We start from the raw sequence: 18,895 nt of genomic DNA on the forward strand, positions 1-18,895 counted from the left end.
AACGAAAGCGGCTAGAACAAGACTGCTGCGGTGATGGCCTAGGCCGACTTCTCTTCGCGGCGCGCCTTGCGCGGAACGATGGTGGGCGCGGCGTTCTCGAGCACGGCTTCGCGAGTGACGATCACGCGCGCGACCTCGTCGGTGGAGGGCACCTCGAACATGATCGGCCCGAGCACCTCCTCCATGATCGCTCGCAGACCTCGCGCCCCGGTCTGGCGCAGCACGGCCAGGTCGGCGATGGCCTCGAGCGCATCCGTCTCGAAGTCGAGCTCGACGCCGTCGAGTTCGAACATGCGCTGGTACTGCCGCACCAAGGCGTTGCGCGGTTCGGTGAGGATCTGCATGAGCGCGGCCTGATCCAGCGGCAGGACCGTGGTGACCACGGGGAGCCGACCGATGAACTCGGGGATGAGCCCGAACTTGTGCAGGTCTTCCGGCAGCACCTCGCCGAACAGCGAGGCTTCGGCCTTCTTGCTGTAGAGCGGCGAGTTGAAGCCGATGCCGCGCTTGCCGGCGCGCTGGGAGATGATCTCCTCGAGCCCCGCGAAGGCGCCCGCCACGATGAACAGCACGTTCGTGGTGTCGATCTGGATGAATTCCTGGTGCGGATGCTTGCGGCCACCCTGCGGCGGAACGCTCGCGACCGTGCCCTCGAGGATCTTGAGCAGCGCCTGCTGCACGCCCTCGCCCGACACGTCGCGTGTGATCGACGGGTTCTCGGCCTTACGGGCGATCTTGTCGATCTCGTCGATGTAGATGATGCCGGTCTCGGCGCGCTTCACGTCGTAGTCGGCGGCCTGGATGAGCTTCAGCAGGATGTTCTCGACGTCTTCGCCGACGTACCCGGCCTCGGTGAGGGCCGTCGCATCCGCCACCGCGAACGGCACGTTCAGCCGCTTCGCCAAGGTCTGCGCGAGATAGGTCTTGCCGCAGCCCGTGGGACCGATGAGCAGGATGTTGCTCTTGGCGATCTCGACCTCGTTGGCCTGGGCCTCGGCCGAGACGATCGTGGTGCGGGCGCGGGTGCGCTTGTAGTGGTTGTAGACGGCCACCGAGAGCGCGCGCTTGGCGGCATCCTGACCGATGACGTACTCCTCGAGGAAGGAGTAGATCTCTTTCGGCTTGGGCAGTTCGAACTCGCCGGCCGCTTCTTCGCTGGCCTCCGAGAGACGTTCTTCGATGATCTCGTTGCAGAGCTCGACGCACTCGTCGCAGATGTAGACACCGGGCCCGGCGATGAGCTGCTGGACCTGCTTCTGGCTCTTTCCGCAGAATGAGCACTTGAGCAGGTCGGCGCTCTCTCCTATGCGTGCCATGCCCAGCCTCCTAGTCGCTGTGTTCTGACGAGCCTAACCCGAACCCCAGACACACTTCGACAGCCACGCACGAATCGAGACCCTTACGCCCGGATCCGTCGCGCAGGGCCCGTTCCGCGTCGCGCGCGGCGTGTCGGCCCGAGTTCGCGCCAGAGCATCTGGCCCGCCACGAGCACCAGGAACACCGCGAAGGCGATCGAGGCGGCGCGGGTGGGGATGACCGCGGCGGTCCAGCTGCCGGCCACGGTGGCGACGGATCCCGCCAGGCCGATCACGAGCCCGGCCTTCGGATCGGCGTTCCGGCGCCGCAGGTTCGCCACTGAGGTCGTGATGCTGCTGGGCGCGATCGCGATCAGCGAACTGCCCTTGGCCACGAGGTCGCCCACGCCGCCGCCGAGCACGAGTGCCGGCACGATCACGATGCCGCCGCCCACTCCGATGACGCCGGAGAGCACGCCGGCCACGAAGCCGACGGCCACGAGCAGCACGCCGCCGAGCACGGTGAGCTGCGGCGCCGCCGCGCTCGAGGGCTCGGAGAACACCAGCCGCACCGCCACGAACAGCAGGAACACGATGAACAGCAGCGCGATGGCCCGCGACGGCAGCTTGACGAGCAACCAGCTGCCGAGGAAGCCACCGCCGATCGCGCCGGCCGCCAGCAGCACGCCGTACGGCCAGTTCGCGGTGCCGAGCACCGTGTAGCTGAGCGCTCCCACGATCGTGACGGGCGCGATCGCGAGCAGCGAGGTGCCCGAGGCGAGCTTCTGCGAGAAGCCCAGGATGCCGACCAGCGCCGGCACCACGATCGTGCCGCCGCCCACGCCGAAGACGCCGGAGAGGAAGCCGCCGGCCAGGCCGATGGCGACCAGGATCCCGACGGTGGCGCGCGGCCCCGGCCGCGTCATCCGTTCCCCGCCCGGCCGGCATCGGTGTCGATCAGGTGGCGCAGATAGCGGCCGGGCGCATCCAGGAAACGACGCCAGTGCCCCACGAGCTCGAGTTCTTCCCACTCGGTGCGCCGGATGCCCCACTCGCCGAGTTCGAGGATGGTGGCTCCCGGCAGCGAGGCGAGCACCGGCGAGTGCGTGGCGCAGACGACCTGCGCACCGGCTTTCGCGAGGGCGTCCAGGTCGGCCAGGTAGCGCAGCGTGGACTGGAACGACAGCGCGGCCTCGGGCTCGTCGAGGCAGAAGAAGCCGGGCGAGTCGATCTTGCGGTCGAGCAGGGCGAGGAACGACTCGCCGTGGCTCATCTCGTGCAGGTCGCGATCGGGCGAATCCGGCAGCTGCTCGAGATAGCTGTAGTAGCTGTGCATGGTCTCAGCGCGCAAAAAGAACCCCCAACGCGGGGCGACGAGGCCGCGGTCGAGCTTCAGCCACTCCCCCAGCGGCGACTCGCTCGCGCGGGTACGGCCTCCCCCGTTGCGGCTGCCGCCCTCGGCCGGGAACCCGAAGGCCATCGCGATGCCCTCGAGCACCGTCGACTTGCCGCTGCCGTTCTCGCCCACCAGGAAGGTGATGCCCGGGTCGAGCTCGAGGCCGCCCTGCAGCTGGGCCACGGCCGGCACCGTCATGGGCCACGAACCGGCGACAGCCGGGGCATCCGAGAAGAAGGAGATCTTCCGGATGGCCCGGCTGTCGGTCAACCAGTCCTGGTCGGACACGGCGTCGGCGCGGCGTGCGGTGAGGTCAGCTGACCAGGGCCGGCACGTTCTTGCGCGAGGTGAGCACCTGGTCGATGAGGCCGTAGTCCAGCGCCTCGGCGGCCGAGAGGATCTTGTCGCGGTCGATGTCCTTGTTCACCTGCTCGAGCGTGCGGTTCGAGTGGTGCGACAGGGTCGACTCGAGCCACTCGCGCATGCGCAGGATCTCGCGGGCCTGGATCTCGATGTCGGACGCCTGGCCGCCACCCTGGCCGGTGGCCGGCTGGTGGATCAGGATGCGCGCGTTCGGCAGCGCGAGGCGCTTGCCGGGCGTGCCGGCCGCGAGCAGCACGGCCGCGGCGGAGGCCGCCTGGCCGAGGCAGACGGTCTGGATCTGCGGGCGCACGTACTGCATCGTGTCGTAGATCGCCGTCATCGCGGTGAACGAGCCACCGGGAGAGTTGATGTACATCTCGATGTCGCGATCCGGATCCTGCGACTCGAGCACCAGCAGCTGGGCCATCACGTCATCGGCCGAGGCGTCGTCGATCTGCACGCCGAGGAAGATGATCCGGTCTTCGAAGAGCTTCGCGTACGGGTCTTGACGCTTGAAGCCGTAGGCCGTGCGCTCCTCGAAGCTCGGCAGGATGTAGCGATCGGTGGGCATGGTGCCGTTGCGGTAGGCACTCGCACCGAAGGTGGGGGTTTCCATGAGTTCTTTTCCCTGTTCTCGTATCGGTGCGGACTAGAGCTGGTCGGCAGCCGTGCCGGCGCCGCCGACGACGTCGCTGGCGAACTCGCGCACGTGGTCGACGAACCCGTACTCCAACGCCTCCTGGGCGCTGAACCAGCGGTCGCGGTCGCCGTCTTCGTTGACCTGCTCGACGGTCTTGCCCGTCTGGTCGGCCGTGATCTGGGCGAGCGTGTGCTTCATGCTCAGGATGAGCTGCGCCTGGGTCTGGATGTCGCTGGCGGTGCCGCCGAATCCACCGTGCGGCTGGTGCAGCAGCACGCGGGCGTTGGGCGTGATGTAGCGCTTGCCCTTGGTGCCGCTGGTGAGCAGGAACTGCCCCATCGATGCGGCCATGCCGATGCCCACGGTCACGATGTCGTTCGGCACGAACTTCATGGTGTCGTAGATCGCCATGCCGGCCGTGATGGAGCCGCCGGGCGAGTTGATGTAGAGGTAGATGTCGCGCTTGGGGTCTTCAGCCGCGAGGAGCAGGATCTTCGCGCAGATCTCGTTCGCGTTGTCGTCGCGGACTTCGGACCCGAGCCAGATGATGCGATCCTTCAGCAGTCGGTCGAAGACGCTGGATGGGAGAGCCGTTTCGGCCATGTGTGTCGCTCCAATTCACTTGCAGTGGTTTGAATCTACTGGGTCGAACGCGCGCGGCGGCCCGTGTTCGCCGTCGGCAGATAGCGAACGACGGAGGGCCCGCATCCGGTGTCTGTCGACACGACGGATGCGGGCCCTCCGGGAGAAGCTTCGCGAGAAGCGATCCGCGACTAGTGCGAGTGGCCCTCGTGGTCGTCGTGGTCGTGACCCTCGTGCTCGTCGGCGGCGCCGACCAGGTTCGGGCCCTCGCCGTCTTCGGCCAGCGTGGTGAACTCGCTGATGTCGACGGCCTTGCCGTCGGTGTCGACGACCTTCGCCTTCGACAGCACGATCGCGAGCGCCTTGTTGCGGGCGACCTCGGCCACCATCGCGGGGATCTGGTTCGACTCGGAGAGGATCTTCACGAACTCGTTCGGGTCCATGCCGTACTGGGCCGAGGACTGCACGAGGTACTGGGTGAGCTCGTCTTGCGAGACCTTGACCTCTTCCTTCTCCACCACGGAGTCCAGCAGGATCTGGGTCTTGAAGGTGTTGGTGCTCGACTCGGTCACCTCGGCGCGGTGCTCGTCGTCCTCGAGGCGGTTCTCGCCCTCGAGGTGACGGTGCACCTCGTCTTCGATCAGCGCCGGCGGAACCGGGATCTCGACCTTTTCCAGCAGCGACTCGACGATCTTGGTGCGGGCCTCGGACGCCTGGCCGAAGGCCTTCTGCTTCTCGACCTGCTCCTTGAGCGACTTCTTCAGCTCGTCGAGCGTGTCGAACTCGCTGGCGATCTGGGCGAAGTCGTCATCGGCCTCGGGCAGCTCGCGCTCCTTGACGGAGTTGAGCGTGACGGTGACCAGGGCGTCGCGACCGGCGTACTCGCCGCCGAGCAGCGGAGCCTCGAAGGTGGTGGTCTCACCGGCGGTGAGGGTGTCGAGGGCCTCGTCGATGCCCTCGAGCAGCTCGCCCGATCCGATCTCGTAGGAGATGCCGGATGCGGTGTCGACCTCGACGTCGTCGACGGTCGCCACCAGGTCGAGCTGGGCGAAGTCGCCCGTCTTGGCGGGGCGCTCGACGGTCACCAGCGTGCCGAAGCGGCTGCGCAGGCGCTCGAGCTCTTCGTCGACGTCCGAGTCGGCGACGACGGCGGGCTCAACGGCCACCTCGAAGCCCTCGTAGTCGGGCAGCTCGATCTCGGGGCGCACGTCGACCTCGATGGCGAGCTCGAGGTCGCCGGAGAAGTCTTCGGCCTTGGGCCACTCGACGATGTCGGCCTGCGGGCGGCCGAGCGGGCGCAGCTCGTTCTCGGTGACGGCCTGCCGGTAGAAGCGGTCGAGACCGTCGTTGACGGCGTGCTCGAGGACGGCCTCTTTGCCGACCCGCTGGTTGATGATGGGCGGCGGCACCTTGCCCTTACGGAATCCGGGGATGTTGATGGATTCGGCGATGTGGCTGTAGGCGTGATCGATGCTGGGCTTCAGCTCGTCGGGGGTGACGAAGATAGCGATCTTCACACGCGTGGGGCTGAGCTTTTCGACCGTGGTCTTCACGTTGGGCGTCTCCTGAGGGTTTCGGTGTGGTCGGATCCGTGTCGGGGCGACAGGATTCGAACCTGCGACCTCCCGCTCCCAAAGCGGGCGCTCTAGCCAAGCTGAGCTACGCCCCGGCGGCGAAATGGCCTCGGCAACTCTACCGCACGCCAGCAGGCCGTCACACAGCACCTTCGAAGCTGTACTACGATGTTCGGGTGCCCGGGGTTTGTACCCCTGCGCGGGGATGTAGCTCAATGGTAGAGCCTCAGTCTTCCAAACTGATCACGCGGGTTCGATTCCCGTCATCCCCTCTCCTTTTATGGTTCGGCCTCCGGCCGACACGATTGAGCTCAGGTTCTCGTGGGACGGAGTAGCGTCAGGCCCATGGAACTGGGACTGCATCTGGCCAATCTGACGTTCGAAGGCGGGCCGGCCGAGCTCGCTCCTACACTGGCGCGGGTCGCGCGGGAGGCGGAGGCGGGCGGCATCGCCCGGCTGACCGTGATGGACCACTTGTGGCAGATCCGCGGGGTGGGGCCGGCCGAGAACGACATGCTCGAGGCCTACACGCTGCTCGGGTTCCTCGCGGCGCACACCGAGCGGATGCTGCTGCACTGCCTCGTGACCGGGGTCACGTATCGGGCGCCGGGGCTGCTCGCCAAGCAGATCGCCACGCTCGACGTGCTGAGCGGCGGCCGCGCCGGGCTCGGCATCGGCGCCGCCTGGAACGAAGAGGAAGCAACCGGACTGGGACTGCTCTTCCCCTCCACCAAAGAGCGGTTCGAGCGGCTCGAGGAGACCCTGCGGATCTGCCTGCAGATGTGGAGCGACGACGACGGCCCCTTCGACGGTGAGCACTACCGGCTCGGCCGCACACTGAGCGTGCCGGCTCCGCTCTCCACGCCCCGCCCGTACCTCATGATCGGCGGATCCGGCGAGCGCAAGACGCTCCGCCTCGTGGCGCAGTACGCCGACGCCTGCAACATCTTCTTCGGCGACGAGAGCGCCCACAAGCTCGAGGTGCTGCGCGGTCACGCCGACGCCCTCGGCCGCGACTACGACTCCATCGAGAAGACGACGATCATCGCCATCGCCCCGGATGCCACCCGCGACAGCGTGCTCGCCTCGCTCGAGAAGGCGGCCGGCCTCGGCTTCACGGTCACCTACCTCACGCCCGGCACCTCGCGACCCCTCGAAGCCGTCGACCTCATCGCCGGCCTCACCGACGAGGCCGCCGCCCTCTGATATCCGGGGCGGCGTCTCCAACCGTGGTCAGTTCGTGAAGCGGGCGGTGAAGTAGTCGGTGGAGGGTGCGGTCTCGTAGGCGAAGTCGGCGGGCACGGAGTCGGCTCCGGATGCCACGGAGTACGCCTCCTGCCAGCTCACGGCTTCCCCCGGCGGCACCGCGGCCGTCGGCGGGGCGCCGAGAGCGGTGTTCGACGGGTCGTCCACGGCCGTCGCATCCTGGCCCGCGGCCGTGACGTGCGACGAGAACGCCGGCTGGAACGGCTCGGACGTGCCGTTGTAGACCGTGATCGTGACGACGACCGCGGCGGCGGGCTCGAGGCCCGGGAGATCTGTTGAGGGGATGTAGGCGCTCGGAGCGCTGACCTGCACCTGCAGGCCGTCGTCGTAGGTGACCGTCTGGCCGAAGCGAGCGGGCACGACCTCGCCGGCCGCGGCATCCGGAGCCGCCGTCGACTGCGTGCCGGGCGCGGCCGCTCCCCCGCCGAGCTGCCCGAGCAGGCCCGTGGAGAAGACGAGCAACATGACGGCGGAGAGGAGCAGGGCGAGGCCGCCGGTGACGATTCCCCCGGCCGCGAAGGCGCGCCCCGGCAGGTGCCGCGCGAGCACGAGCACACCGAGGGCCACCCCGGCGATTCCGAGCAGCCAGGCGCCCTCGTTGACGAACGGGAGGAACGACCCGATCAGGGCGAGGGCTCCGGCGGCGAGCGCGAGGAGGGCCAGCAGGCGCGTCGAACGCGAGCGCGGGGCGGAGGTCGGACGGACCGCGCGCGGACGGGGCGTGGTGCGACCCGGCTTCGGCGGTCGCTGCGACAGCGGGCGCTGCGAACGCGGATGAGGTGACGCGGGGTGGGGGGACGTGGGGTGAGGCGACGACGGGTGGGGCAGCGCGGAGGAGGGCCCGGGTGGCCGATGAGCGGTCGGGGCTCCCGTGGCCGCCGAGGGTGAGGGGAACGGTGAGGGGGCCGCCGGCGACGGCGTGAACGGTGAGGGGTCTGCCGAGGACGGCGTGAACGGTGACGGCGCCGGGAGGGTCGCGGCGCGCGCGACCGCATCCGGAGCCTCGCTCGACGCGGTGGGCGTTCCGGGCATCGGCGGCGTGGGCGGCAGACCTGGCCGCGACGCCGGGCGCGGCGCCTCGGCGGGCGCGCTCAGCTCCGCGCGATCCTCCGCACCGAGCGACGGGGGCAGCGGCGGGATGCCCGCCGGGAGCGGCGGAACAGGCGGGCGGCCGGGCAGGTTCGTCATCGCTTCCAGTGTGTCACCCGGGGCGGCCCTTGCCGTGCCGGCGCGGTCACGTAGTCTGGCGAAATGAGTCCTCATCCGCTGTTCGTGGCGGCCGCGGCGAGCTACACGGCCAACTGCGCGCTCGGCGCATCCGTCGGGCTCGGGATGATCGACACCCGGCGCTTCCGCTGGGTGCATCACGCCCTCTACATCGCCACGTCGACGCTGGCCGCCGCTGCGGCCGGGAGCGCCGTCCTGCGCGCACGGCCGGGCGATCGGCGCGCCGCCCTCGCCCTCGCGCCAGCCGCCGTGCCACTCACGATCATCCCCCGCGTCAGCGCACACTCCCGGCGGCACGTCGTGCTGGCGCTGAGCGCCGCCCCGTTCATCGCGGCCGGCCTCGTCCTGTCCAGTAAGTAGGAGGTGCGTTGGAGTTCCTCGACGTCGTGCGGCGCCGCACGACCACGAACGGCCCCTTCCGGCCCGACCCCGTCAGTGACGAGCATCAGCGGCTCCTGATGGAGCTCGCCGGCCGCGCCCCTTCGCAGCTGAACAGCCAGCCCTGGCGCTTCGTGCTGATCGATCGGCGCGAGACCATCGAGACGATCGCCGGCATCAGCGGCGCCAGCATGACCGAGGCGATGTCGAACGGCACGTTCTTCGAGCGCTACAAGCCGTACTTCCGGTTCAGCGCCGAGGAGATGGCCCGAACGCGCAGCGGCATGCTGTTCGACAAGCTGCCGACGGCCCTCCGCCCCTTCACCAGACAGGTGTTCACGCCCCGCGGGCAGAAACTGATGAACACCTTCCGCGTGCCCCAGACGCTCGGCGAGGAGAACCGCAGGCTCGTCGCCGGGTCTCCGCTGCTGCTCGGCGTGATGCTCGACCGTGCCGAGTACCGGCCGGGCGAGCTCAGCTCCTTCTACTCGGTCTTCAGCATGGGTGCCGCGATGGAGAACATCTGGCTGGCGACCGTGGAACTCGGCATGGGCATCCAGTTCGTCTCGTTCCCGATGGAGGTGCCGGGGCGCTGGGCCGAGATCGAGGGCCTCCTCGGGGTTCCGGACGACCTGGAGCTGATGGCCGTCTACCGCCTCGGCTATCTTCCGGCCGACCAGCAGCGGCCGGCGATCGACTGGTCGAGCCACGAGCGCAAGCGACCCTCGCAGTACGTCTTCCGCAACAGCTGCGACACGCCCGAAAGGGGGTGGGACGAGGGCTGATCGCGGGCATCCGCATCGCCTAGTCTCGGAGGCAGGGGGCGCGTTTCGAGCGACTCCGCTCGACGAAAGGCGCCGACGCATGTCCGACTCCGACCTCTCCGGTCCCGAATTCAGCGGCGAGACCGCTCTCGAAGCCGCTCCCTGGGAGGTCAAGCTCTCGTTCGGGCTGTGGCTGGCCGAGGCGATCCTCTCGATCATCAGCGGCATCCTGCTGATCGGCGGCGGCGTGCTGGTGACGGCCGTCGTCGGGGTCGAGGATGCCGCGGCCGCCGCCACCGTCGCCGCCTTCCTGGTGATCGGCATCCTGATCATCCTGGTCGCCGTGTTCCGCATCATCTCGGCCGTGTTCATGCTGCGCGGGCGGGTGTGGGCGCGCAACACGCTGACGATCCTCGGCGTGATCGGGCTGCTCGGCGTCTACGTCGAATTCCAGAGCAACCTCGGCGTCGCGATCGCCCACGCCCTGGTGACGATCGTGGCCCTGATCACGATGTTCCTGCCGAACGCGAACGCCTACTTCCGGCGTCCGTTCCCCGCGAAATAGCGCAGATTAGCCCAGCCTCAGCTTGCTTGCAGAAGTTTTCAGCGTGAGTAGCGTGGGGGCAAGAGGGAATCGAAAGGACACGTCATGACCGAGCTCATCACCACCCCCACCAGCACCACCAGCCCCGATGTCGCCGCGGCGGCCGCCCAGTTCCTGAGCCCCGTCGTGATCGAACTCCAGGCTCTCGCCGTCAACGGCAAGCAGGCGCACTGGCACGTGCGCGGCGCGAACTTCATCGGCGTGCACGAGCTGCTCGACACCGTCGTGGAGCACGCGCAGGACTACGCCGACACCGCCGCCGAGCGCGTCGTCGCCCTGGGCCTGCCGATCGACGCCCGCATCCAGACCGTCGCCGCCAAGACCGGCACCGCCGAGATGCCCGCCGGCTTCCAGAAGTCGGATGCGACGATCGCCACCATCATCGGCCAGATCGACGTCGCCCTCGCGGTCGTCAACAAGGCCGTCAAGGAGCTCGGTGAGATCGACGCCTCCTCGCAGGACGTGGCGATCGAGATCGCCCGCGGCCTCGACAAGGACCGCTGGTTCCTCTTCGCGCACATCGCCGCGTAACCCCCCCCCTCGAAAAAGGGCCTCCCGCTTCGGCGGTGAGGCCCTTTTCGCGTTCGGGGCTCTCGTTCGGTCGCAAAAAGGAGTGCATACTCCGAGCTTCTGACCCTTTTTTGCGACCTAACGCGGCCGCCGACGCGGGGCGCTCAGAGGGTGGAGTGGGTGGGGCGGCCGGCGAGGAGCGTGAGGGCCACGGGTGTGGCCCTCAGCGCGGCGGGGGTGGCAGCGTGGGGGTCGAGTTCGGCGACTGCGACGTCGGCGGGCGCTCCCACTTCGATGCGGCGGCGGCCTCGTGCCGACGCGGCGAGCGCGGCCTGCACGGGGATGCGCTGCTCCGGATGCCACGGCTCCCGCCCGTCGCGGGCTCGGCCCACGGCCGCGGCCATGGTGATCCACGGGTCGAGCGGGGCCACGGGGGCGTCGGAGCCGAGCGCCAGCGTCGCGCCGGCCTCCAGCAGACTCGCGAGTGCGAAGGAGCGGCCCGTGCGGCCGGCCCAGTAGCGGTCGGCCACGTCGCGGTCGTCCATCGCGTGCTCGGGCTGCACGCTCGCCGTGACACCGAGCGGGGCGAAGCGCGCGAAATCGGATTCGGCGACGAGCTGGGCGTGCTCGAGGGCTCCCCCGCATCCGGCCGCCTCGAAGGCGTCGAGAACGAGGCGGTTGGCGTGGTCGCCGATCGCGTGCACGGCCGGCACGAAGCCGGCGCCGGTCGCCCGCGCGAGCAGCGCGGCGAGGTCTTCGGGAGCGATCGTGAGCAGGCCGTGCGCGGTCGGCGAGCCCGCGAGACCGGGGTACTCGTCGAAGCAGTAGGCCGTGCGGGTGTTGAGCGATCCGTCGGTGATGATCTTCGCCGGGCCGACCCGCACCAGGGACTCGCCGTCGACCGGCCGGCCGATCGCGTCTCCCGTGCGCATCCGCTCGCCGATGGCGCGCTCCAGGTGCTGCGGGTACACGCCGAAGTCGACCCGTAGCAGGTCGTGACCGGCGTCGAGGCGGCGCTCCCAGACCTCGCGGTTCCAGGCCATCTCGAGGTCGACGATGCCGACCACTCCGCGGGCGGCGGCGGCCTGAGCCGCCTCCCGCGCCCAGGCGTCGACGGTCTCGGCGGGGGCGTCGTCGAGCGCACGGTGCACGGCGAAGGCCTCGTCTTCGCGCAGCAGACCGGTCGGGTGCCCCGCCAGCCCGAACTGCGCGAGCGCGGCCGTGTTCAGCCAGCAGCAGTGCAGGTCGCCGCTGACCAGCACCACCGGACGTATGCCGCTGACGGCATCCAATGCCGCGGCGGTCGGTTCGTCGGACCAGAGACCGTCGCGGAAGCCGTAGCCCACCAGCAGCTCGGCAGCCGTGCTGCCCGTCGGTCCGCCGGTGCCGGTCGAGCCCTCGCCCGCGGTAGTCACGCCGGCTCCGGATGCGGCGACCGCGCGCGCCACGATCGCCACCGTCTCCGCCGCCGAACCCGCCCCGCCCACGTCGAGCCGGCGCGAGACCGCGGCCCACTGGCTGAAGTGCACGTGGTTGTCCCACAGCCCCGGCACGATCCAGCGGCCGTCGAGGTCGAGGGACGGAACACCCGCCGCGAGGTCGCCCGGGGAGTCCCCGGAGGGCACGATGGCGTCGATCACGCCGTCGATCACCCGCACATCCACCGGGGCATCCGAGCCGGGCAGCCGCCCGCCGGTCAGGAGGATCGACCTGCTCATGCCTCAGCCATCCCGGGCTCGGATCCCGCCGCAGGGGTGGAGACGCCGGTGACGCCGTCTCCCGCCGCTTCGCCCGTGGCGCTCACATCGAACAGTGCCGGGTGCGCCCGCCGCACCTCCCGGGCCAGGGGCGCCGACGCGTACGGACCGTCACCCTCGAGCTCCCCCACGATCCGGCGCACGGTCTCGTCGGGCCGGTTCTGGCTCATCTTGAGCTTGGCCACGAAGCGCGACACCGGCAGACGGAAGCCGACCGTGCCGGCGCTGATCCGATCGGCGTACTCGGAGTTCTCGAGCGTGCCCCGCATCCGTCGCGGTTCGGGCATCGCGTCTTCGAAGTGGTCGACGAGCTGCTCGAGCACGCGCAGGTTCTCCTCCGCCGAGAGGATCTCGGGCACGCCGTACAGGTGTGCGGTGACGAAGTTCCAGGTCGGCACCGCAGGCGCGGCGTCGTACCAGCCCGGCGAGATGTAGCCGTGGGGGCCCTGGATGATGACCAGCACCTCGTGCTCGCCCCACTCGTGCAGCCGCTCATCCGGGCGCCCCACATGGCTGAGGATCGCGATCTCGCCGTCCGGAGCCGACTCGTCGATGAGCACCGGGTAGTGCGAGGCCACCAGCCCGGTCGAGGTGTGGGAGATGATCGTGGCCCACGGGTTCTCGCGGATCAGGCGCACGATCTCCTGCGGATCGGTGAGGTCGAAGCTCGGGGTGTGGCGCACGGCTCGTCTTCCCGACCCTCAGGCCTGATCCGTCGGGCACCAGTAGAGCTTGCGGTTGCCGAACTCCTCCAGCACGATGTTCGTGCCGCAGACCCGGCAGGGCAGACCCTCGCGCTTGTAGACCCAGTGGCGGTCGGCACGGTTCGCCATCGCGGCGGCGTAGGCCTCGTCGTCGAGGCCATCCATGGTGAGCATCTGGCCGGTGCGCACGCCGAGGTCGAGCAGGTACACCCAGTCGCGCCAGAGGGCACGGGCCGTGTCGGTGGGCACGAGTTTGCCGGGGGTGTGCGGGTTCAGGCGCGCGCGGAACAGCATCTCGGCGCGGTAGACGTTGCCGATGCCGCTGACCACCGACTGATCCATCAGCAGCAGGCCGATGGGCGTGGTCTTCTTGGCCACGGCGTCGACGAAGCGCTGCTCGGCCTCGGGGCTGTCGTCGAGCAGCGGATCGGGGCCGAGCTTGGCGATGACGGCGGCCACCTGGGCCGGGTCGAGCACCTCGCAGGCTGTGGGCCCGCGGAGGTCGGCCACAGCGGTGTCGGTCAGCAGGCGCACGCGCACGGCGCCGACCGGCTCGGGCGGGAACACCTCATCGACCTCGCCGGCCTTCTCCTGCTCGGCCATCCGCAGGCGAGAGCGGCGGGGCGCGCCGATCGAGCGGATCGAGTCCTCGCCATCGGCGTCGTCGAGCGAGGGGCCTGCGGGGGCGTCGGAGACGGTTCCGGATGCCCCGGCAGCACCCGCGGCGGCGATCTCGTCGATCGTGCCTTCGCTCTGCCGCCCGAGACCGTCGGTCTCGGCATCCGTACCCCGCATGTTCGTCTGGCCCATCCGTCCGCCGGCCGAGCGGATGGTGGCGTCGGTGGTGATCTCGCCCGCGAAGTCCCAGGCGCCGTAGATGCCGAGGTGCACCCGCAGCCAGAGCTCGTTGTCGAACTCCAGGAACATCTGCTTGCCCACGGCGCGCGCGGCGATCATCTCGTGGCCGTCGATCAGCGAGGCCCCCTCGGCGAAGCGGCCCTGCGGTGAGCTCGCCGCCACCTGGCGACCGACGAAATTGTGGGCGAACTGACGCGCGATGCGATGGACGGAATGACCCTCGGGCATGACTGGTCGGGCGGATCAGGCGTCGACGACGCGGTCGCTGATGGTGCCGGTGGCCTCGTACTCGGCGATCTGCGCGATGCGGCGCACGTGCCGCTCCTCGAGCGAGAACGGCTCGTTCACGAACCAGTCGATCAGCGCGATCGCCTCCTCGACCGTGTGCTGGCGGGCGCCGATGGAGATGACGTTGGCGTCGTTGTGCTGACGGGCGAGCTTGGCGGTGGCCTCGTTCCAGACCAGGGCGGCGCGCACCCCGCGCACCTTGTTGGCCGAGATCTGCTCCCCGTTGCCCGAGCCGCCGAACACCACGCCGAGCGCCTCGACGCCGGCCTCCTGGTCGATCACGACCGCGTGTGCGGCATTGATGCAGAACGACGGGTAGTCGTCGATGGGGTCGTAGCTCGCCGGACCGTGGTCGACGACGTCGTGACCTGCGGCGGTGAGGTGCTCGTTGACGGTCTTGCTGAACTCGAGCCCGGCATGATCGGTGCCGATGTGAATGCGCATGCCACGAGTTTATTGCGCGTCGGCGTGATGACGGATCCGCGCTTGCAGGCTCGCTCACTGATATTTGCTCAATTAGCAGTACGCTCGTTTTACACTTCAGGGATGCCGTTCACCGTCAGCCATGCGATTGTGGCCCTGCCCTTCGCCCGCAGCGCACTCCCGGCTGCTGCGGTAGCCGCGGGTGCGATGGCACCCGACCTGCCACTCTTCCTGCCGATCGGGCCGCTCTATGCCACGACGCACGACCTCACCTGGGGGATCGTCGCGAGTGTCCCGCTTGCCTTTCTGGCTCTGGCGGCCTGGCGAATGGCTGTCCGCCCGGTCGCACGGTCCGTGGTTCCGCGCGCGTTGGCGAACCGGCTGCCTGCCGATTGGTCGGGAAGCGCTGCGACGGGCTGGCGTTCATTGTGGCGCGGGCGGATGTCCACCGCTTCCCTTCGGTCGGGCGCGCTTCTCGTAGTGGCCTTGATCATCGGAGTCGCGAGCCATCTGATCTGGGATGCCTTCACGCATTCGGGGCGGTGGGGAACTCTGCTCGTGCCCGCGCTCGACCGGCAGTACCTCGGATACGCCGGCACCACCTGGCTGCAGGCACTCAGCTCAGCGCTCGGTGTGGCAGGCCTACTGGCGGCTGCACTGCTGTGGTTTCTCCGCCGACGACGATCGGCTCCGGTCGACGTTGCTGCCGCCCGAATCACGCCTGATCGTCGTGCACCCACCGCCTTCTGGGGTATCGTCCTGCTCGGGTTGCTAGCGGGCACGGCCGCCGCCTTCGGGCAACTCGGCGCTCCCTCGGTACCGCAGGTGGGCGACATCATGTTCGCTTGGGTGACTGCCGTCGGCGGCTGGCTCGCCATCGCCACAGCGGCCGCCGGGGTCGTGGTCCAGCTGCTGCCCCCGAGGACTCCACGCTCGCAGGACACCGACGCCGCCTAGGGCGACATACGGCCAAAGCGCTCACTCAGAGGAGCCCGGCAGCTAGAACTGCGGGTCGCGGGTGCGGGAGCGCTTGAGTTCGAAGAAGCCGTCGTAGGAGGCGGCGGCGACGATGCCGTCCCAGAGGGTGAGGGCGATCTCGCCGGTGGGGGCGGGGCTGATGACGGGGCCGAAGAAGGCGGTGCCGTTGACCGCGATGACGGGGGTGCCGACATCCTGACCCACGCGCTGGATGCCGTCGAAGTGCGAGGCGCGCATCTGCGGGTCGTACTCGTCGGACTCGGAGTATGCCGCGAGCGACGCCGGCAGGCCCACCTCGGCCAGCGCCTCGGGGATGACGGTGTCGGGGTCGGTGGATCCGCCCGGGTGGATGCGGGTGCCGAGGGCGTCGTAGAGCGGCTTCACGACCTCCTGACCGTGCAGCTCGGCCGCGGCGGCCACCAGGCGCGTGTAGCGCAGTGCGCGCGGGAAGAACGCCTTGTACGCCTCGGGGAGGTCGTGGTTGTCTTCGTTCAGCACGGCGAGCGACATGATGTGCCAGGTGACGTCGAGGTCGCGGTGCGCGGCCACCTCGTCGACCCAGCGGGAGGTCATCCAGGCCCAGGGGCACGACGGATCGAACCAGAAATCAACCTTCGTCTTCTCTGCAGTCATGAGCCAATCCTCGCACCCGCCACCGACCCCCACGTCATAGGCTGAACGGGCAATCGAAAAGGAGAGCATTCAGTGCCTGGAGAAAACCTCACCCGCGCAGAAGCCCGTGAACGCGCCTCGATCGTCGCGACCACGAGCTACGACGTCGTCCTCGACCTCACGACCGGTCCCGAGACGTTCCGCAGCACCACCACCATCCGCTTCACCGCCACCCCGGGAGCCTCGACCTTCGTCGACGCCATCACCCGCACGGTGCACGCGGTCACGCTGAACGGCGTGGAGCTCGACCCGGCCGAGGTGAGCGACGGCGTGCGCATCCAGCTGCCGGCCCTCGCCGAGGAGAACGAGCTCGTGGTCGACGCCGACATGATCTACACCAACACCGGCGAGGGCCTGCACCGCTTCGTCGACCCGGTCGACGACGAGGTCTACCTCTACAGCCAGTTCGAGGTGCCCGACTCGCGCCGCATGTTCGCCGTGTTCGAACAGCCCGACCTCAAGGCCGAGTTCACCTTCACCGTCACCGCCCCCGACTACTGGGAGGTCGTCTCCAACTCCCCCACCCCCGAGCCGGTCACCGCCGTCGAGGGCCAGTCGGCCACCTGGAGCTTCGAGCCCACGCCGCGCATCTCGAGCTACATCACGGCGCTCGTCGCCGGCCCCTACATCGTCGAGCGCAGCGAACTCACCAGCGCCGACGGCCGGGTCATCCCGCTCGGCGTGTTCTCGCGCGCCTCGCTCGCGCAGTACATGGACGCCGACTACATCTTCGAGAAGACCCGCCAGGGCTTCGAGTTCTACGAGAAGCACTACGACTTCCCGTACCCCTTCGCCAAGTACGACCAGCTCTTCGTGCCCGAGTTCAACGCCGGGGCGATGGAGAACGCGGGAGCGGTCACCTTCACCGAGACCTACGTCTTCCGCTCCAAGGTGACGGATGCGGTGCGCGAGCGCCGGGTCGTCACCATCCTGCACGAGCTGGCCCACATGTGGTTCGGCGACCTGGTGACCATGCGCTGGTGGAACGACCTGTGGCTGAACGAATCGTTCGCCGAGTACATGTCCACCCTCGCCACCGCCGAGGCCACCGAGTGGACCGAGGCCTGGACCACCTTCGCCGCCATGGAGAAGAGCTGGGCGTACCGCCAGGATCAGCTGCCGTCGACGCATCCGATCGTCGCGCAGATCAACGACCTCGAAGACGTGCAGGTGAACTTCGACGGCATCACCTACGCCAAGGGCGCCTCGGTTCTCAAGCAGCTCGTGGCCTGGGTGGGCCAGGACGAGTTCATGAAGGGCGTCGCCGCCTACGTGAACACGCACCAGTTCGGCAACACCGAGCTGCCCGACCTGATGGTGGAGCTGGAGAAGACCAGTGGCCGCGACCTCACCAGCTGGACCCAGCTCTGGCTCGAGACCGCCGGCGTCAACACCCTGCGCCCGGCGATCGAGTACGACGAGAACGACGTCATCACCTCGTTCCAGGTGCTCCAGGATGCTCCGCTCGAGTGGCCGACGATCCGCCCGCACCGCCTCGCGATCGGCTTCTACTCGCACGAGGACGGCAAGCTGGTGCGCACCTACCGCGTCGAGCTCGACGTCGACGGCGCCTCGACCTCCGTGCCGGAGCTCGTGGGCCGGGAGCGACCGGCGCTCGTGCTGCTGAACGACGACGACCTGGCCTACGCCAAGATCCGCCTCGACGGCTACTCGCTCGACACCGCGATCGACCAGCTCGCCGCGATCGAGAGCCCGCTGGCCCGCTCGCTCGTCTGGGGTTCGGCCTGGGACGCCACCCGCGACGCCGAGACGCCCGGCCGTGACTTCGTGCGCCTGGTGCTCGGCAACATCGCCACCGAGACCGAGTCGACCACCATCCGCACGGTGCTCGGGCAGCTCGTGCTCACCGCCTCGTCGTACGTGGCCCCGGCCGCCCGCGAGGAGACCATCCGCACGGCAGCCGACGCCCTGTGGAAGCTCGCCCTCGAGGCGGCTCCCGGATCGGACGCGCAGTTCCAGTTCGTGAAGTTCTTCGCGGCCCTGGCCTCAACTCCCGAGCAGCTGGAGAACGTCGCGCACCTGCACGACGGAACCGTGCTGCTGGACGGCCTCGACATCGACACCGACCTCACCTGGGAACTGCTGATCGCGCTCGTCGCGGGCGGCAAGGCCGGTCAGGCCGAGATCGACGCCACGCTCGCCACCGACAACACGGCCTCCGGGGCGCAGTCGGCGGCGCACGCGAAGGCCGCCATCCCCACGCCCGAAGGCAAGGCCGCGGCGTTCGACTCGCTCGTGGCGGTCGACACCGCCCCGAACGCGATCGTGCGCGCCACCGGGCTGGGCTTCCAGCGCGGCAGCGACCCGGCCCTGTTCGAACCGCTGGTGGCCCGGTACTTCGAGTCGCTGCAGACGCTGTGGGACACCCGCAGCTACGCGATCGCCGCCTCGGTGATCAACGGCCTCTACCCGAGCGCCCTGGCGAACCAGGCCCTGCGCGATGCGACCCAGGCCTGGCTCGACGCCCCCGAGAACGCGGGCATCCCGGCCCTGCGCCGCCTCGTGATCGAGAACCTCGCTGGAGTCGACCGCGCTCTGGCTGCCCAGGCGCGCGACGCCCGCTAGGAGCACCCGCACCGAGGCCCCCTCGGCGCG

General features: G+C 69.4%; 19 protein-coding genes and 2 tRNA genes. 8 read left to right on the plus strand and 13 right to left on the minus strand.

The features are described from left to right. Positions 1-38: 38 nt before the first annotated feature. The 7 genes from clpX to ACN4JJ_RS09405 form a co-directional block, all read right to left on the minus strand. Positions 39-1,316, minus strand: a complete 1,278-nt coding sequence (gene clpX / locus ACN4JJ_RS09375; RefSeq protein ID WP_291049190.1) for an ATP-dependent Clp protease ATP-binding subunit ClpX — start codon at positions 1,314-1,316, stop codon at positions 39-41. An 83-nt stretch (positions 1,317-1,399) separates the two neighbouring features. After that, entirely contained in the window at positions 1,400-2,221 is an 822-nt protein-coding gene (locus ACN4JJ_RS09380; RefSeq protein WP_440709650.1) for a sulfite exporter TauE/SafE family protein, read from the minus strand. Beyond that, on the minus strand, positions 2,218-2,961 hold the full coding sequence (locus ACN4JJ_RS09385; protein WP_440709651.1) for an AAA family ATPase: 744 nt from the start codon (positions 2,959-2,961) through the stop codon (positions 2,218-2,220). The genes ACN4JJ_RS09380 and ACN4JJ_RS09385 overlap by 4 nt, the downstream gene beginning before the upstream one ends. A gap of 43 nt (positions 2,962-3,004) precedes the next feature. Further along, positions 3,005-3,670 (minus strand): ATP-dependent Clp protease proteolytic subunit, encoded by a 666-nt coding sequence (locus ACN4JJ_RS09390; RefSeq protein WP_291049183.1) that lies wholly within the window; start codon positions 3,668-3,670, stop codon positions 3,005-3,007. Positions 3,671-3,703: 33 nt separating this feature from the next. Next, positions 3,704-4,297 (minus strand): ATP-dependent Clp protease proteolytic subunit, encoded by a 594-nt coding sequence (locus tag ACN4JJ_RS09395; RefSeq protein ID WP_291049181.1) that lies wholly within the window; start codon positions 4,295-4,297, stop codon positions 3,704-3,706. A gap of 170 nt (positions 4,298-4,467) precedes the next feature. After that, a complete protein-coding gene (gene tig, locus ACN4JJ_RS09400) occupies positions 4,468-5,829 on the minus strand; it encodes a trigger factor (RefSeq protein ID WP_440709652.1) in 1,362 nt (453 codons plus the stop codon). Between the two features lie 41 nt (positions 5,830-5,870). Beyond that, positions 5,871-5,945 (minus strand) — tRNA-Pro (locus tag ACN4JJ_RS09405). Positions 5,946-6,051: 106 nt separating this feature from the next. Here ACN4JJ_RS09405 and ACN4JJ_RS09410 point away from each other — a divergent pair. After that, positions 6,052-6,122: transfer RNA gene (locus tag ACN4JJ_RS09410), tRNA-Gly, on the plus strand. A 73-nt stretch (positions 6,123-6,195) separates the two neighbouring features. Further along, positions 6,196-7,056, plus strand: a complete 861-nt coding sequence (locus ACN4JJ_RS09415) for an LLM class F420-dependent oxidoreductase (protein WP_440709653.1) — start codon at positions 6,196-6,198, stop codon at positions 7,054-7,056. Positions 7,057-7,083: 27 nt separating this feature from the next. Here the strand turns inward: ACN4JJ_RS09415 and ACN4JJ_RS09420 are convergent, their stop codons facing one another. Further along, positions 7,084-8,304 carry a hypothetical protein gene (locus tag ACN4JJ_RS09420; RefSeq protein ID WP_440709654.1) on the minus strand — a complete coding sequence of 407 codons (1,221 nt, stop codon included), beginning with the start codon at positions 8,302-8,304 and terminating at the stop codon, positions 7,084-7,086. Positions 8,305-8,367: 63 nt separating this feature from the next. On the opposite strand from ACN4JJ_RS09420, the gene ACN4JJ_RS09425 reads away from it, so the two are divergent. The 4 genes from ACN4JJ_RS09425 to ACN4JJ_RS09440 all read left to right on the plus strand — a co-directional run bounded on the left by ACN4JJ_RS09425 (position 8,368) and on the right by ACN4JJ_RS09440 (position 10,620). Then, the gene (locus tag ACN4JJ_RS09425) at positions 8,368-8,703 is read left to right on the plus strand and encodes a hypothetical protein (protein WP_440709655.1); all 336 of its coding nucleotides are present in this window, start codon (positions 8,368-8,370) and stop codon (positions 8,701-8,703) included. Positions 8,704-8,711: 8 nt separating this feature from the next. Then, positions 8,712-9,506 carry a nitroreductase family protein gene (locus tag ACN4JJ_RS09430; protein WP_440709656.1) on the plus strand — a complete coding sequence of 265 codons (795 nt, stop codon included), beginning with the start codon at positions 8,712-8,714 and terminating at the stop codon, positions 9,504-9,506. A 79-nt stretch (positions 9,507-9,585) separates the two neighbouring features. Further along, entirely contained in the window at positions 9,586-10,050 is a 465-nt protein-coding gene (locus ACN4JJ_RS09435) for a hypothetical protein (RefSeq protein ID WP_440709657.1), read from the plus strand. A gap of 84 nt (positions 10,051-10,134) precedes the next feature. Next, positions 10,135-10,620 carry a Dps family protein gene (locus ACN4JJ_RS09440; protein ID WP_440709658.1) on the plus strand — a complete coding sequence of 162 codons (486 nt, stop codon included), beginning with the start codon at positions 10,135-10,137 and terminating at the stop codon, positions 10,618-10,620. 143 nt (positions 10,621-10,763) lie between these two features. Here ACN4JJ_RS09440 and ACN4JJ_RS09445 read toward each other — a convergent pair whose 3' ends face one another. The 4 genes from ACN4JJ_RS09445 to ACN4JJ_RS09460 are packed head-to-tail and all read right to left on the minus strand — an operon-like array spanning position 10,764 to position 14,650. Further along, positions 10,764-12,317, minus strand: a complete 1,554-nt coding sequence (locus tag ACN4JJ_RS09445; RefSeq protein WP_440709659.1) for an amidohydrolase — start codon at positions 12,315-12,317, stop codon at positions 10,764-10,766. Then, positions 12,314-13,039, minus strand: coding sequence for an FMN-binding negative transcriptional regulator (locus ACN4JJ_RS09450; protein ID WP_440709660.1), 726 nt, complete (start codon positions 13,037-13,039; stop codon positions 12,314-12,316). The genes ACN4JJ_RS09445 and ACN4JJ_RS09450 overlap by 4 nt, the downstream gene beginning before the upstream one ends. Positions 13,040-13,057: 18 nt before the next feature. Beyond that, entirely contained in the window at positions 13,058-14,146 is a 1,089-nt protein-coding gene (locus ACN4JJ_RS09455) for an Fpg/Nei family DNA glycosylase (protein WP_440709661.1), read from the minus strand. Between the two features lie 15 nt (positions 14,147-14,161). Continuing rightward, complete coding sequence (locus ACN4JJ_RS09460; protein ID WP_440709662.1) at positions 14,162-14,650, minus strand: ribose-5-phosphate isomerase; 489 nt, start codon at positions 14,648-14,650, stop codon at positions 14,162-14,164. Positions 14,651-14,752: 102 nt separating this feature from the next. Between ACN4JJ_RS09460 and ACN4JJ_RS09465 the strand changes: the two genes are divergently transcribed. Continuing rightward, positions 14,753-15,586, plus strand: coding sequence for a DUF4184 family protein (locus ACN4JJ_RS09465; RefSeq protein ID WP_440709663.1), 834 nt, complete (start codon positions 14,753-14,755; stop codon positions 15,584-15,586). Between the two features lie 42 nt (positions 15,587-15,628). On the opposite strand, the gene ACN4JJ_RS09470 is transcribed toward ACN4JJ_RS09465, so the two are convergent. After that, positions 15,629-16,240, minus strand: a complete 612-nt coding sequence (locus ACN4JJ_RS09470; RefSeq protein WP_440709664.1) for a mycothiol-dependent nitroreductase Rv2466c family protein — start codon at positions 16,238-16,240, stop codon at positions 15,629-15,631. Positions 16,241-16,312: 72 nt separating this feature from the next. On the opposite strand from ACN4JJ_RS09470, the gene pepN reads away from it, so the two are divergent. Continuing rightward, on the plus strand, positions 16,313-18,865 hold the full coding sequence (pepN, locus tag ACN4JJ_RS09475; RefSeq protein ID WP_440709665.1) for an aminopeptidase N: 2,553 nt from the start codon (positions 16,313-16,315) through the stop codon (positions 18,863-18,865). Positions 18,866-18,895 lie beyond the last annotated feature (30 nt).

The organism is Herbiconiux dendrobii (assembly GCF_052048175.1).
Classification (GTDB): Bacteria; Actinomycetota; Actinomycetes; order Actinomycetales; family Microbacteriaceae; genus Herbiconiux.